Below are 13,563 nucleotides of genomic sequence, written 5' to 3' on the forward strand. Positions count from 1 at the left end.
ATGGCCGGACCCGCAAGCCTGATCCTGATCTCGGTTTTCGGCACGCTCGCGCTGCTGGGAATTCCGCTTGCCATCTCGATCACCGCCGCGGCCCTTGCCGCCGTGGCGCTGGTCGCGCCGCTGGACATGGCCCTGTTCACCTCGGCCCAGAAGATGCTGGCCAGTCTCGACAGCTTTTCGCTGCTGGCGGTGCCGTTCTTCATCCTGTCCGGCGTGATGATGAATTCGGGCGGCATTGCGGTCCGGCTGGTGAACTTCGCGCGGCTGATCGCCGGGCGCATTCCAGGCTCGCTGGCGCAGACCAACATCGCGGGCAATATGCTGTTCGGCTCGATCTCGGGCTCGGCCATCGCCGCCTCGACCTCGATCGGCGGCGTTCTGGTGCCGATGCAGGCCGAGGAGGGTTACGACCGCGACTTCGCCGCCGCCGTCAACATCGCCTCGGCCCCCACCGGCATGCTGATCCCGCCGACCACCGCCTTTATCATCTACTCGCTGGTCTCGGGCGGCGCCTCGATCGCGGCGCTGTTCCTGGGCGGCGCGGTGGCCGGACTGATGTGGGGCCTGGGCATGATGGCGCTGACCTCGTTGATCGCATGGCGGCGCGGCTACCCCGTTGGCGGGCGCACCGGCTGGCGCGAGGCCCTGCGCATCACTCGCGAGGCGCTGCCCTCCCTGATGCTAATCGTAATCGTCATCGGCGGCATCATGTTCGGAGTGTTCACCGCGGTCGAGGCTTCCGGCATCGCGGTAATCTACACCATGCTGCTGGCCTTCGTGATCCACCGCACCACGCCCTTGCGCAACTTTCCGTCTTTCCTGCTTGAGACTGCGCAGGTCACCGGCACCATCATGCTGCTGCTCGCGGCCTCGGCTGCGCTGTCCTTCGCGATGGCCTTCACCGGCATTCCGGCGGCAGTTACCTCGCTGATCCTCGGGTTGTCGGACGACCCGGTCATGGTGATGCTGATCATCAACGCGGTGCTTCTGGTGATCGGCTGTTTCATGGATATCGGCCCGGCGATCCTGATCTTCACGCCGATCCTGCTGCCGATCGCTCAGAAGGTCGGCTACGACCCGGTGCATTTTGGAGTGATCTTGGTGTTCAACCTCGCGATCGGCACCATCACGCCCCCGGTGGGCACCGGTCTCTTCGTCGGCGCCAGCGTCGCGAAGGTGCGCGTGGAGCGCGCGATCCGGGCGCTGGGGCCGTTCTATATCCTGCTGTTCGCGATCCTGGCGCTGGTGACCTACGTGCCCGCCCTGACCCTTACGCTGCCGCGGCTGTTCGACCTCTGACGCCGCGCGCCTCCTGGCCACGCCGTGGCCCGACCTCCACGACCGAAAGGAATTTCCATGCTCACCGTCGAGACCCGCCACGCGATCCATCCCGAGCACGCGAAAGTGATGGACACCGCGGAGCTGCGGCGCCACTTCCTGACCCCCGGCCTGTTCGGCAATGGCGAGATCCGCCTCGTCTACAGTCATTACGACCGCTTCGTCATGGGCGGCGTCGTGCCCGGCGGGGCCGAGCTGACGCTCGACGCGGTCCAGGAGGCGGGCACGCCCTCCTTTCTCGACCGCCGCGAGATGGCGGTGGTCAACATCGGCGGCGAGGGCCGCGTGATCGTCGGCGGCGAAACCCATCCGATGGACCGCGGCGATGTGATCTATATTGGCATGGGCGCGGGGCCGGTCACCTTCTGCGGCGAAGGCCGGTTCTACGTCACCTCGACCCCGGCGCATCGCGCCTGCCCGACCCGGTTGATCCCGACATCCGAGGCCAAGGAGGTCCACCTCGGTGAGACCGCCACCTCCAACAAGCGCACGATCCGGCAGTTCGTGCATCCGGAGGTCTGCGACAGCTGCCAGCTGCTTTTGGGCTACACCACGCTGCATGAGGGCTCGGTCTGGAACACCATGCCCGCGCATCGCCACGATCGCCGCATGGAGGCCTACCTCTACTGGGGGATGGAGCCGCAGGCCCGCGTGCTGCACCTGATGGGGGAGCCGGAGGAAACCCGCCACCTCTTCATCGCCAACGAAGAAGGCGCGCTGTCGCCGCCCTGGTCGATCCATTCGGGCGCGGGAATCGGCGCCTATACCTTCATCTGGGCAATGGCGGGCGACAACCAGTCCTTCACCGACATGGACATGGTAGCGGTGGAGGATCTGCGATGACCGGCATCGCCGGGCTGTTCGACCTGCGCGGCAAGCGGGCGCTGGTCACCGGCGCTCGCAGCGGGATCGGCCGGATGGCGGCCGAGACCCTGGCCGCCGCCGGGGCCGACATCACCGGGCTGGGCTCGCGCCCGATGCCCGAAACCGAGGCGGCGGTGCGCGGGCTGGGGCGGGCATTCGAATTCGCGCGGGTCGACCTGACGGACCGGGCAGCGATCGCGGCTTGGCTAGCGGAGATCCCCGCCTTCGACATCCTGGTCAACAATGCCGGCCAGATCCGCCGCGCCGACCTGCTGGAGTTCCCGCAGGCCGATTGGGACGACGTGATCCAGATCAATCTGAGCGCGGCCTTCGCGCTGAGCCAGGCAGTGGCGCGGGGCATGGCGGCCGAAGGGCGGCCGGGGCGGATCATCAACATCGCCTCGCTGCTGTCGTTCCAGGGCGGCATCCGGGTCGCCTCCTACACCGCGGCCAAGCACGGCATTCTCGGCCTGACCCGCGCCATGGCCAACGAACTCGCGGGGCGCGACGTCACCGTCAACGCCATCGCGCCAGGCTACATCGCCACCGACAATACCCAAGCGCTGCGCGACGACCCCGAGCGCAGCGCCGCGATCCTCGGCCGGATCCCGGCCGGTCGCTGGGGCGCGCCAGAGGATCTCGCCCCGGCGCTGCTCTATCTCTGCGCGCCGGCCAGTGGCTATGTCACCGGGTCCTGCGTGACCGTGGATGGCGGCTGGATGGCGCGCTGAGGCCAACAGCGACCTCGCTCGACAGATTTGCGATCGAGCCGCGCGAGCTCCATGGCCCCGAGATTGGGCGGTGCGGTCCTCAAGGAGCCTCGCCTACCGTTCTCGCAAAATGATCTGCGCTTGGGTTAGGTCCGTAAGCGCTTTTCAGCGTCCTGCCGTGTCAGAAGCGACGAAGATGAAGGCGTCGTTGAGCTCATGCCGCGGAAGCCGTGCTTTCGAGGCTGCCCTTCAGGCGCAATCTACGAAAAGACCCTGCGCGCGGCGCAGGGTCTCTCTCAGGCTTCCTAGCTGACAAAACGTGCCGTCAGCGCGCCTTCGTCACATCCTCAAATCGTGAGATCCAGGGGTCGATGACGAGGCCTGCAACCTCGTCCTGAAAGGCCGCCGAGACCACGCGCTCCGAGAAGGGCTGGATCGATGTTACCTTGCTGTCGATCAGCTGCTGGATCTCTTGGTACATCTCGACCTGCCGGGCCTCAACTCGCTCGACCAGCGCCGCCTCAATCAGCGCGTTCAACTCCTCGTCCTGGTAGCTGGTGCGCCAGCCCTGATAGTTGGTCAGCCCGGCCTCCTGGCTGTTGTCCGGGTTGTAGACCAGCGCCCGCAGGTTCGAATCCGGATGAGGCTGCTGACCACCGCCGCCGCGACCGACCAGCAGTTCGAAGTCGCGCTCGCGCATTGCCCCGTAGATCTGACCGCCATCGCCGGTGATGATCTCGGCGTCGATCCCAGCCTGTGCCAGAGTGCCCTGAATTGCGGTCGCCGCGTCGAGGAATTCCTGGTCCGAGATCACCCGCAGCGTCGTGGCGAAGCCGTCCGGGTAGCCCGCCTCGGCCAGAAGTGAGCGCGCCTTGTCGACGTCGAGCGCGTAGCCCGGATCTTCAAGCGCGCCGAAGGCGGCGCTATTGATCGGCCGCTGCCGCTCGACCCCGAAATAGGGCATGATCGCCGCGTTGATCCCCGCGTAATCGATCAGGTAGCGTAGCGCTTCGCGCACTTTCGGGTCGGCGTAGCGCTCGTCTTCCATCGAAACGGCAAGATAGTAGAACCCGGCGGTCGGCTGGGTTTCGACCGTGATCTCCTCGTTCGCCTCCAGCGCCTTGAGGTCCGGCGCAGCTAGGCTGAAGCCGACGTCGAGATCGCCCTGTTCGAGGCCGAGCCGCTGGCTTTGTGATTCCGGAAGGTGCCGCATCAGCACCCGCGCCATATCCGGTGCCTCGCCCCAGAAATTGTCGTTGCGGGTCAGGATCACGTATTCATTGGCGCGCCAGCCGCCCAAAGTGAAGGCACCGGACCCAGCTGAATTGTTGACCAGCCAGGCCTGACCCATGTCGCCATCGGCCTCGTTTTCCATCACCAGCTTGCTGTCGAGTACCGAGCCGACGCCGGCCTGGGTCAGATACATCAGCAGCAGCTTCGGATCATCGGCCTGCGGCAGGTTGATGGTGAAGCTGCGGTCGTCCTCGACCACGAAATGCTCGTCGACGCCCTCGGCGGTGAAGCCGCGGCTGGTTAGGCCCGAGGCCTGCGCCTGCCCGAGCTGCAGCACTCTGGCGAGGGAGAACTTCACGTCCTCGGCGGTGACCGGGTTGCCGGAGGCGAAGACCGCGTCGGGGCGCAGCGTGAATGTCACCGACATGTTGTCGGGGGCGATGGTCCAGCTTTCGGCAAGGCGCGGTAGAAGCTTGCCGCCGCGCGGCTCGAGCTCGAGCAGCGCGTCGTAGACGTTGTTGAGGATCTGCACCGCCTCGCCGCCGGTGATCGCCGCCGGGTCCATGGTCAGCACGTTGGTCATCGCGAAGCCGGCGATGAGCTGGTCGTCGGGGGTCTCGGCCGATGCCGGGACGGCGCCGGTGAGTAGGGCCGCGATCGCGGCTCCGGCCAGTAGATGTCGCATGTCTCCTCCCAAAGTGATGCGGGTCGCAAGTGGTGCACGGCGGTCAGGCCACGCGGTGGTTCTCGATGTGCTCGAAGTTGATCTCCTCGCCGAGGCCGGGCCGGTCGGGCAGGTGTACCCACCCCTGTTCGTCCATCGGGTCGGAAAGCGCGTGCAGGTAGTCGTAGCCGTCGTCGTATTCGAGGAACGGGTGAAGCAGCCCGCGCTCGTACCAGCGGCAGTTCTTGGTGGCGGCGACCAGTTGTAAGTTCATCGCGGTGTTGCCATGCACCTCGCATTCCAAGCCGAAGCTCTCGGCCAGATGCATGGTCTTCAGCGCCGGGGTGATGCCGCCGACATCGTTGACCCCGGTGCGCAGGATGTCGCAGGCGCCGGCGGCGATCCATTCGGCCCGGCCCCAATGCTTGCCGGCCGCGCTTTCCGGGCCGATCACCGGGATGTCGAGCTGGTCGGCCAGCCACTTGTAGGATGACATTGACTGCTCGTCCATCGGCTCCTCGAACCAAGCGAAGCCGAGCCGTTCGAGGCCGCGGCCCAGTTCCAGCGCGTCGGAGCGGGAATACCAATGGTAGGCGTCGAGCATCAGCGCGATGTCGGGACCGACCGCTTCGCGGACCGCGGCGCAGGCTTTGATATCCATCCGCACGTCGGGCGCCCAGCTCACCGGCGGCATCCAGGTGTGCAACTTGATCCCCTTGTAGCCGCGCGCCACCAGCGTCTCAGCGAAGCGCCCGTAATCCTCGGGCGTAGCGAGCCCACCCTCCAGTTCGTCGCCGCACATGATCGAGCCATAGGCCAGAACCTTATCGCGGTAACCGCCGATCAGCTTATAGACAGGCTGGTCCAGCCGTCGCCCGGCAAGGTCCCACAGCGCGCAGTCGATGACGGCGAGGGTGCGGTCGGTCAGCTGTGCCGCCGAGCCGCGCTGCCAATGCGCCATCTCCTGCCAGAGCCGCTCACGATCGCGATGGTCCTGGCCGATCAGCACCTTGCGGACATAGCTGTCGATGACGTGCGGCCGGACCACCTCCGGCGGACAGAAGGAATGGCCCTCGTACCCGTCCTCGTCGCGGATCGTGACGATCGCCTGACGCACCATGTGCGCCGGGCCGGGATGGGCATGGCCGGCACTGTCAGCGTGGCGGCGGGTGCTGTGCTCGAATACGCGAACCGTGACGTCGGTGATGATCAAGTGGCTGCCCTCTCTGCACCAGGGCCGAACCGGCCTCAACATGTTATACAGGTCTGTAGTATAGGACCGCGAAGCTGGTCAATACATTTTCGTATGCCGACCGTATGTTTCGATGGTTTCGGCCCGAGGCGGCAGATCGCTTGCGCGAAACTAATACTACCTGTTACACAGGTTGAGGACATGGCGAACTTGGAGCGCGACATATGGGCGATACCCAGCAGACCACCGGCGACAGTCCGGCGCGCACCCGGGTCAGTATCATCTCGGACGGCCTGCGCCGAGACATCGAGCGTGGCCGGTTCCGGCCCGGTGACCGGCTGCCGAGCGAGGCCGAGCTGACGCGGCTTCATTCGGTCAGCCGTACCGTGGTGCGCGAAGCGATCGCGGTGCTGCGCTCAGACGGGCTGGTCGAGGCCCGCAAGGGGGCCGGGGTCTTCGCCATCGACCCGGTTCGGGCGCGCCAGCGGCCGTTCTCGGATCTCGACATGGACCGGCTCTCAGGGGTGATCGAGCTGTTCGAGCTGCGCAGCGCCTTCGAGATTCGCGGCGCAGGGCTGGCCGCGATCCGACGCTCGGGGGCGCAGATCGATGCGATCGTGCGAGCGCATGAGGCGGTATCGGCAAGCTTCGAGGCCGGACGGTCGACCCGTGAGGCGGATTTCGAGTTCCATTTCGCCATCGCGCAGGCCACGCAGAACAAGCGGTTCCCCGAGTTCCTGTCGTTGATCCGATCCGGGATCGTCCCGCGGGTCGAGCTCGAGGCGGGCGATGCACCGCCGCGCGAGTACCGGCCCAACCCGGAGCTCGTGCAGGAGCATGGCCGGATCGTCGACGCCATCATCGATGGTGACCGGGACGGCGCCGAAGCGGCGATGGAGGCGCATCTGGAGGGAAGCTTGCAGCGCTACCGCGATCTGCTGAAGGCGGCGCGGCCAGAGGGGGGCTGAGGCTGCGGCGGAGCGGGCGCCGCCGCAGCCATTCGGTTCAGTCGAGCAGATCCTCGGGCAGCAGGCCCTCGGGCATGTTCTGCAGGCAAACCGGGCGCAGGAAGCGTCGGATCGCCAAGGTGCCGACCGAGGTGGCGCCGAAGTTGGTCGAGGCGGGATAGGGACCGCCATGGACCATGGCATCGGCCACCTCGGCGCCGGTCGGGTAGCCATTGGCCAAGAGCCGCCCGGCCTTGCGCATCAGCACCGGCATCAGCGGCGCGGCAACCTCCTCATCCGCGGCTTCGAGTTGCAGCGTCACGGTGAGCTGCCCCGCGAGACCGCGCGCGATCTCCTGCCGCTCGGCCTCGTCACGGGCCACCACGATCAGCCCGAGCGGGCCGAACACTTCCTCGGCGAGATCCTCGTCGGCAAGCCAGGTCGCGCCATCGGTCTCGTAGAGATAGGGGGTGGCATTGCGCGCCTCGCAGCTGGATTTCACCAGCTCGCGCACGCCGTCCGTCCCGGCGATCCGGTCGCGGCCCGCGCGATAGGCCGCCGCGATGCCGTCCGTCAGCATCACCTGCGGTGCGGCCGTCTCCAGGGCCGCCTTGGCCGCGGCGCGGAAGTCCTCGGCGCCCGCCCCCTCGACCAGCACCGCGACGCCGGGGTTGGTGCAGAACTGCCCGGCGCCCATCATAAGCGAGCCGGCCCAGCCTTCGCCGATCGCCGCCCCGCGTGCTTCGAGGGCCGCGGGCATGACGAACATCGGGTTGACCGATCCCAGCTCGCCGAAGAAGGGGATCGGCTCGGGGCGCTGCGCGCAGAGATCGAACAGCGCCCGGCCGCCGGCGAGGCTGCCGGTGAAGCCCACGGCCTTGATCAGGGAATGCTGCACCAGCGCCTGGCCGACGTCGCGCTTGCCGCCCTGGATCAGCGAGAACACGCCCCCGGGCAGGCCGCAGCGGACCGCCGCCGCGACGATGGCATCGCCGACGATCTCGCCGGTGCCGGGATGGGCGGAGTGGCCCTTGACCACCACCGGGCAGCCGGCGGCGAACGCGCTTGCCGTGTCGCCGCCCGCGACCGAGAAGGCGAGCGGGAAGTTCGAGGCGCCGAATACCGCCACCGGGCCGATCGGCTGCTGGATCATCCGCAGTTCGGGGCGCGGCAGCGGCGCGCGGTCGGGCAGGGCGGCATCGTGCCGTCGGTCGAGATAATCGCCCTTGCGGATGTGCTCGGCGAAGAGCCGCAGCTGGCCGCAGGTGCGGCCGCGTTCCCCCTCGAGCCGCGCCTCGGGCAGGCCGGTCTCGGCATGGCCGATCGCGGTGATCTTAGCGCCCCGCGCCTCGATCTCCCCGGCGATCGCCTCGAGGAACGCCGCGCGGTCCTCGCGCGAGGTGGCGGCATAAACCGCGAAGGCCTCCTCGGCGGCACGCGCCGCGCGGTCCACCAGATCTGGCGTGCCGACCGCGAAATCGTGGCCCTCGCCGGTCCAGGGCTGGGAGCGGAAGGTCGTCGCGCCCGCCGCCTTTTCTCCCGCGATCAGGTGATGTCCATGGGGGGTGAAGCTCATGTCTTGTCCTTTCGGTTCTGCGCGCGAGAGCCGTGGATCGGCTCATCCGTGAAGGCGCCGCCCTGGAAGCGCACCACCGCGGCGCGGGGCCCGGGCCGCGGCACATCGCGATGGATCCGCGCCGCATGGGCGGCGGCATTGTCCCTCGGCTGCCACCCGAGATAGCCGGCGGCGGCGTTGTCCCACCATCCGGCATCGTTGGCGCTGGCCCCCCAGACCACCGGGCAGCCCAAATGCGGCGCCCGGAACACCGCCTCGATCAGCGAGACGAAATCGTCATGGCTGAACCAGGTCGACAGCATCCGCCAGTCGACCGGCTCGGGCGTACAGGAGCCGATCCGCACGATCGCCGTCTCCTGCCCGAACTTGTCGTGGTAGAGGCTGGCCATTGCCTCGCCATAGGCCTTGGAGACACCATAGAGCGAATCCGGGCGCAGGGAGCAACCGGCGTCGAGTCGGGCGGTCTGCGGGTGATAGCCGACGACGTGGTTGGAGCTGGCGAAGACGATGCGCGGGCGGCCATGCGCCCGCGCCGCCTCGTAGAGGTTGTAGACGCCGCGCAGGTTGGCGGCCTCGATCAGCTCGTATTCCCGTTCCACCGAGACGCCGCCGAGATGGACGACGCCGTCGCAGTCCGCGACCAACTCGTGCACGGCCTCGGCATCGGCGAGGTCGCAGGTCACCACCTCCTCGTCCGGCCCGGCCGGCTCCATGGCCGCGATGTCCGACAGGCGCAGGGTCTCGGCCATGTGGCCCAGCCGGGCGCGCAGCATCCGCCCCAGCCCGCCTCCGGCGCCGGTGATTAGCAGTCTCTTCATGGGGTCCTCATTCCAGCAGTCCGGGCAGCAGCATCGAGAAGGCAGGGACATAGGTCACCAGCATCAGCGCCACGAGGATCGCCGCGTAGAAGGGGAAGATGGTGCGCACCGCGTGCTCGATCCGCACTTGCCCCACGGCGCAGCCGACAAAGAGGCAGGCACCGACCGGCGGGGTGCAGAGGCCGAGACCGAGATTCATCATCATGATCACCCCGAACTGCACCGGGTCCATGCCGATGCCGACCGCGACCGGCAGGAAGATCGGGGTGCAGATCAGGATCAGCGCGGCCATGTCCATGATCATCCCCAGCCCCAAGAGCACCACGTTCAGCAGCAGCAGGATCACGATCGGGTTGTCGGAGATGCCGGTGACCGCAGCGGCGAGCAGATCGGGGACGCGGTGCAGCGTCAGGAGGTAGCTGAAGGAGGAGGCGGTGGCGACCAGCAGCATCACCAGCGCGGTGGTGCGCACCGAGGCGGCGACCGCGGCCTTGAAGTTCTCCCAACTCAGTTCGCGATAGACCAGCGTCGTGACCAGCACCGCCCAGATCGCGCCGAAGGCGCCGCTCTCGGTCACGGTCATCACCCCCGACAGCACGCCACCGACGATGATCACCGCCGTCAGCAGCCCGGGAATCGCCAGCACGAAGGCGAGGCCGAGGGCCCTGACCCCGGGGAACGCCTCGGATGGGTAGCCGCGCCGCACCGCGATCCACCAGGCAACGACGCCGAGACACAGGCACATCAGCAGGCCCGGCACGATACCGGCGATGAACAGCTTGGAGACCGAGACTCCGCCTGCCGCCACGGCATAAAGGATCATGTTGTGCGAGGGCGGGATCACCACGCCTGCGACAGAGGAGGTAACAGTGACGTTGACCGCGTAGTCGGGATCGTAGCCCTTTTCCTTCATCACCGGCATCAGGATTGAGCCCAGGGCCGAGGTGTCGGCCACCGCCGAGCCGGAGATGCCGCCGAACAGCATCGAGGAGGCCACGTTGACCACGCCGAGACCGCCGCGTAGCGAGCCGACCGCGTTTGAGGCCAGTCGCACCAGCCGCGCGGCGATGCCGCCCTGCATCATCAGGTCCCCGGCGAAGATGAAGAACGGGATGGCGAGGAGCGAGAATACCGAGATGCCCGAGAGCACCCGCTGGAAGCCGATGAACAGCGGCAGCCCCTCGTGCAGGAAGCCCGCCACCGTGGCGAGGCCGAGCGCGAAGGCCACCGGCATGCCGGTGAGTAGCCCGAAGAAGAAGGTGCCAAACAGGATCGCGAGGCCCATCAGATCTCCTCGCCGCGCAACTTGGCGGCCATCTGGTGCAGGGTGAAGAGCACGGTGAAGACGCCGCAGAGCGCCATCGGAACGGCGCGCAGCCCCTCGCTGACGCCGAGCATCGGGATGGTGCGCGGCCAAGTCGATTGCGCCAGCGTCGTGCCCTGCCAGGCGAGGCAGGCGCCGAAGACCAGCACGCCGAGGGTCGCCAGCCACCACAGCGGCTCACGGATCGGGCGGGGCATCGCGTCGCGGACGAAATCGATCGACAGGTGGCTGCGGCTGCGCACCCCGGCGGCGGCGCCGAGGAAGGTGATCCAAGACACTAGCAGGATCGCCAACTGCTCCACCCATGTAGGGGTGTCATTCATCACGTAGCGGCCCCAGACCAGCCAGCCGAAGATCGCGATCAGCGTGACGAGGCCGCAGCCGGCGACTAGCACGCAGCCGCGCGCCAACAGGTCGAGGCCGCGTGCGACGGGGCCCGCGGTGGCCGCGCGGTCAATTAAGGGGAGCGAGGACATCGGCGTCTCCGGAACGGGGTGCGGGGGCGGCGTCGGGATCGACCGGGGGCCGCCCCCGCGCGGGGGTCACTCGGTGGCCTGGATGTCGCGGATCAACGTCTCGAGATCCGGGTTTTCGGCGATGAAGGCGGCGTAGACCGGCTCCATCGCCGACTGGAACGCGGCACCATCGGCAACCTCGTTGATCGCCACTCCGGCAGCCTCGACCTTGGCGCGGCTGTCGGCCTCGCGCGCGGCCCAGAGCTCGCGCTGCATCTCGGCGGCCGATCGCGCCGCCGCTTCGATCGCAATGCGGTCCTCCTCGGGGGTGTCCTCCCAGACGCTCGCCGAGACGCAGATGCATTCGGGAATGATCAGGTGGTTGGTGATCGAGTAGAACTTCGCGACTTCGTAGTGGTTCGAGCTTTCGAAGGAGGGATAGTTGTTCTCGGCCCCATCGATTACCCCGGTCTTCAGCGACTGGTAGACCTCGCCATAGGCCATGGGAGTGGCGTTGGCGCCGAGCGCGTCGACCATGTCGACGTAGAGGTCGTTGCTCATCACCCGGAACTTCAGCCCGTCCATGTCGGCGGGTGTCTCGATGGCACGCTTGGTGTTGTAGAAGCTGCGCGAGCCGCTGTCGAACCACGACAGCGCCACCAGCCCCTGCTCGGACAGAGCGTCGGAGAAGCGGCTCCCGATCTCGCCGTCCATCACCCGGTGCATGTGGTCGACATCGCGGAAGATGAAGGGCAGCGACAGCACGTTGGTCGCGGCGACGATCTCGCCCATCGGGCCCATGTTGAAATTACCTACAGCCAGCGCACCGGAGCGGACTTGTTCGATCGCGTCGGGCTGGTCGCCCAGCACGCCGTTGGCGTAGACCGAGACCTCGACCCGACCCTCGGTTGCCTCGGCCACCTCGGTAGCGAAAGCGTCCAGCGCGACGAGGTTCGGGTAGTCCTCGGGGTGGATCGCCCAAGCGCGCCACTGCTCGGCGGCGGCGGGTGCGGCGAATGCGAGGCTCAACGCGAAAACGGACGCGATCTGGCGGGGTCGTGCAGTCATGTTTGGTCCTCCCTGACCGGCTGCGATCTGGCAAGGCATATGACAGATATGGGGTGACTGCGTCAACAGGTATGATGACATGGGGCGCCTAGTGAACCGAGAGCTGGACGAATGAGCATGGGAACTACGGACTTGGTGATTGATCCGCAGCGCTTCATTGCCAAGCCTGCAGAACCGCGTATTGTATGATAAGTTCGGGCGAAGGCCAAGCGAGGGAGACGGCAATGCAGGCAAAGGCGGAGTCCGGCACGGGCCACAGGAAGACATTGGTGGTGACGCTGCGCGACGCGCTACGCGAGCAGATCGAGGCGGGGCGCTACGCCCCCGGTGACCGGCTGCCAAGCGAGGCGCAGCTCACCCGGGAGTTCGATGTCAGCCGCACTGTCGTGCGCGAGGCGGTCGCTGCGCTGCGCGCCGACCGACTGGTGGAGCCGCGCCAGGGGGCAGGGGTCTTCGTGCTGGCCCCGCGCGAGACCGTCTCACCGCCGTTTCAGAAGATCGACTACGCCAAGATCTCGACCGTTCTGGAAATGCTGGAGCTCAGGACCGCGGTCGAGGTGGAGGCGGCGGGGCTGGCCGCGCAGCGCTGTTCGCCATCGCAGGAGGAGGTGCTGATCGATCGGATGCAGGAAGTCGACCGGCTGGCGCAGGCGGGCGAGCCCACGACCGATGCCGATTTTGCGCTGCATCTGGCGATCGCCGAAGCCAGCAACAACCCGCGTTTCGGCGAGTTCCTATCGATGATCGGCCCGAGCGTGATCCCGCGCCGCGCGCTCGATCCCGATGCTCGGCACGAGCCGGCCAGTGGGGAATATCTGGCCGCGATCTCGGGTGAGCACGCCCGGATCGTCAATGCGATTCTCGAGCGCGACGAGGCCGCCGCGCAGGAGGCGATGCGAAACCATCTCAAGGGAAGCCAGACCCGGTATCGGCTGCTTCTGCGGGGCGCCACGCGAACCGGAAACTGATCTGGCAACGACAAACCGCTTGACCACTGCCATCATGTAATACAAGTTGTCCAATATATACGATGTATATTTGGGCTAAGGGGATGTATGGTCGCAGAAGAATTTCCGGTCGTCGCCGCCGGGGCTGGGGTCGCACGGCAGGTGCTGGCCGACAGCACCGCGCTAATGGTGGTGTCCTTCCGCTTCGCGGCCGGGGCGCAGGGCGCGCTGCACAACCATCCCCATGTCCAGTCCACCTATGTCGAAAGCGGTCGGTTCCGCTTCCATCTCGGAGAGACAAGCTTCGAGGTCGGTCCGGGAGACAGCTTTGTGATCCCCTCGGGCGTCACACATGGCTGCGACTGCCTCGAGGCCGGACGGCTGATCGACTGCTTCACGCCGCGCCGCGACGACTTTCTTTGAAGGA

At 67.2% G+C, this 13,563-nt stretch carries 13 protein-coding genes; 6 read left to right on the forward strand and 7 right to left on the reverse strand.

The annotated features are described in order from the left end of the window. Genes FHS00_RS15670 through FHS00_RS15680 form a run of 3 tightly spaced genes read left to right on the forward strand, consistent with a single transcriptional unit; the run spans position 1 to position 2,933 of the window. Positions 1-1,299, forward strand: a complete 1,299-nt coding sequence (locus FHS00_RS15670) for a TRAP transporter large permease (RefSeq protein WP_183475036.1) — start codon at positions 1-3, stop codon at positions 1,297-1,299. Between the two features lie 57 nt (positions 1,300-1,356). Beyond that, the gene (gene kduI / locus FHS00_RS15675; protein ID WP_183475037.1) at positions 1,357-2,181 is read left to right on the forward strand and encodes a 5-dehydro-4-deoxy-D-glucuronate isomerase; all 825 of its coding nucleotides are present in this window, start codon (positions 1,357-1,359) and stop codon (positions 2,179-2,181) included. Next, a complete protein-coding gene (locus FHS00_RS15680) occupies positions 2,178-2,933 on the forward strand; it encodes an SDR family oxidoreductase (protein ID WP_221188873.1) in 756 nt (251 codons plus the stop codon). Before kduI ends, FHS00_RS15680 begins: the two co-directional genes overlap by 4 nt. A gap of 304 nt (positions 2,934-3,237) precedes the next feature. On the opposite strand, the gene FHS00_RS15685 is transcribed toward FHS00_RS15680, so the two are convergent. After that, a complete protein-coding gene (locus tag FHS00_RS15685; RefSeq protein WP_183475038.1) occupies positions 3,238-4,830 on the reverse strand; it encodes an ABC transporter substrate-binding protein in 1,593 nt (530 codons plus the stop codon). A 43-nt stretch (positions 4,831-4,873) separates the two neighbouring features. Next, positions 4,874-6,022 carry a mandelate racemase family protein gene (locus tag FHS00_RS15690; RefSeq protein ID WP_183475039.1) on the reverse strand — a complete coding sequence of 383 codons (1,149 nt, stop codon included), beginning with the start codon at positions 6,020-6,022 and terminating at the stop codon, positions 4,874-4,876. Between the two features lie 203 nt (positions 6,023-6,225). Between FHS00_RS15690 and FHS00_RS15695 the strand changes: the two genes are divergently transcribed. Next, complete coding sequence (locus FHS00_RS15695) at positions 6,226-6,969, forward strand: FadR/GntR family transcriptional regulator (protein WP_183475040.1); 744 nt, start codon at positions 6,226-6,228, stop codon at positions 6,967-6,969. Between the two features lie 37 nt (positions 6,970-7,006). On the opposite strand, the gene FHS00_RS15700 is transcribed toward FHS00_RS15695, so the two are convergent. The 5 genes from FHS00_RS15700 to FHS00_RS15720 form a co-directional block, all read right to left on the reverse strand. Next, positions 7,007-8,524: an aldehyde dehydrogenase (NADP(+)) gene (locus FHS00_RS15700; protein ID WP_183475041.1), complete on the reverse strand. Its 1,518-nt coding sequence runs from the start codon at positions 8,522-8,524 to the stop codon at positions 7,007-7,009. Then, the gene (locus FHS00_RS15705) at positions 8,521-9,342 is read right to left on the reverse strand and encodes an NAD-dependent epimerase/dehydratase family protein (protein WP_183475042.1); all 822 of its coding nucleotides are present in this window, start codon (positions 9,340-9,342) and stop codon (positions 8,521-8,523) included. Before FHS00_RS15705 ends, FHS00_RS15700 begins: the two co-directional genes overlap by 4 nt. A 7-nt stretch (positions 9,343-9,349) precedes the next feature. Beyond that, on the reverse strand, positions 9,350-10,627 hold the full coding sequence (locus FHS00_RS15710; RefSeq protein WP_183475043.1) for a TRAP transporter large permease: 1,278 nt from the start codon (positions 10,625-10,627) through the stop codon (positions 9,350-9,352). Then, complete coding sequence (locus FHS00_RS15715) at positions 10,627-11,142, reverse strand: TRAP transporter small permease (protein WP_183475044.1); 516 nt, start codon at positions 11,140-11,142, stop codon at positions 10,627-10,629. Before FHS00_RS15715 ends, FHS00_RS15710 begins: the two co-directional genes overlap by 1 nt. A 66-nt stretch (positions 11,143-11,208) precedes the next feature. Beyond that, positions 11,209-12,189 (reverse strand): TRAP transporter substrate-binding protein, encoded by a 981-nt coding sequence (locus tag FHS00_RS15720; protein WP_183475045.1) that lies wholly within the window; start codon positions 12,187-12,189, stop codon positions 11,209-11,211. 224 nt (positions 12,190-12,413) lie between these two features. Here FHS00_RS15720 and FHS00_RS15725 point away from each other — a divergent pair, with 224 nt between their 5' ends. Together FHS00_RS15725 and FHS00_RS15730 are read left to right on the forward strand one after the other, a co-directional pair. Further along, entirely contained in the window at positions 12,414-13,157 is a 744-nt protein-coding gene (locus FHS00_RS15725) for a FadR/GntR family transcriptional regulator (RefSeq protein ID WP_183475046.1), read from the forward strand. 87 nt (positions 13,158-13,244) lie between these two features. Further along, entirely contained in the window at positions 13,245-13,559 is a 315-nt protein-coding gene (locus FHS00_RS15730) for a cupin domain-containing protein (RefSeq protein ID WP_183475047.1), read from the forward strand. Positions 13,560-13,563 lie beyond the last annotated feature (4 nt).

This window comes from Limimaricola variabilis (genome assembly GCF_014195545.1).
GTDB lineage: Bacteria > Pseudomonadota > Alphaproteobacteria > Rhodobacterales > Rhodobacteraceae > Limimaricola > Limimaricola variabilis.